The organism is Streptomyces adelaidensis, assembly GCF_016598475.1.
Classification (GTDB): Bacteria; Actinomycetota; Actinomycetes; order Streptomycetales; family Streptomycetaceae; genus Streptomyces; species Streptomyces adelaidensis.
In genome coordinates, this window is the sequence record NZ_JAEMUX010000268.1 from 1 (window position 1) to 814 (window position 814).

Annotated in this window: 2 protein-coding genes; both read right to left on the reverse strand. The window is 67.3% G+C overall.

Annotated elements, in window-relative coordinates; translation table 11 throughout:
* Positions 1–400, reverse strand: a 400-nt coding sequence (locus tag I8N67_RS41765; RefSeq protein ID WP_200309610.1) for a hypothetical protein, incomplete at its 3' end; no start/stop codon positions are given.
* A partial coding sequence (locus tag I8N67_RS41770; RefSeq protein ID WP_200309612.1) for a transposase occupies positions 397–814 on the reverse strand: 418 nt, incomplete at its 5' end. The genes I8N67_RS41765 and I8N67_RS41770, both read right to left, overlap by 4 nt.

Here is an 814-nt window from a genome sequence, read left to right on the forward strand (position 1 = left end):
AGCCGGGTTCGGGTTCGATGAGGATGCCCCGGCTGACCAGGCGTTTCAGTTTGGAGCGGATGCCTTCGGTGTTCTTCGGGAGGATCGGCAGGTCGAGGGCCTGGCAGAGGTCGCGGGCGCGCATCGGCCGGCCCGCGTCGGCCAGGGCGGTGAGGATCTGCTGGTAGGCGGGGTGGTCCGGGATGCCGGGGTGGTCCGGCCCGGTGGCGGGTGAGGGCAGGGGGAGAGTGAGGAGGGTCTTGCGGGTGATGCGCAGGTTCTCGCTCTCCGCGTCGAGTTCGCTGAGTTGCCGGGTGAGTTCTTCGATGCGGGCCCGGAACTGCCCGCTCTGGTCGGCCAGTTCGCGCTCGCGGGTCTCGATGTGTTCCAGGATGGCTTTGACCTGTGGGTTCTCGCTCATGCGGTCCTCCAGGAGGCGATGGTGGCTCCGGTGAGGCGGCGGCTCATGACGGAGGTCATCGCCCAGAAGACGCGGGAGCGGGAGGAAGCGGGCCGGTGTTCGTAGTCACGTACGAGACGGCGGTAGAACATCAGGATCCCGTTCGTCTGCTCCACGATCCACCGCTTGGCCTGCGGAACGAAGCCTTTGTCGTCCGGGTTGCGCTCGACGATCTCGACGTCGATGCCCACGTGTCTGCCGTGCTCGACGACCTTCTTCTTGAAGCCCTGGTCGACCAGGGCCTTGGTCACCGTGTCGCACTGCCCGGTGACACCGTCCAGCAGGGCGATGCCGGCGGTGTTCTCGTGCGCGGAGGCGGGCAGGACGACGCAGTCGATGACGAGGCCCAGCACGTCCACGGCCAGGCATCTCTTC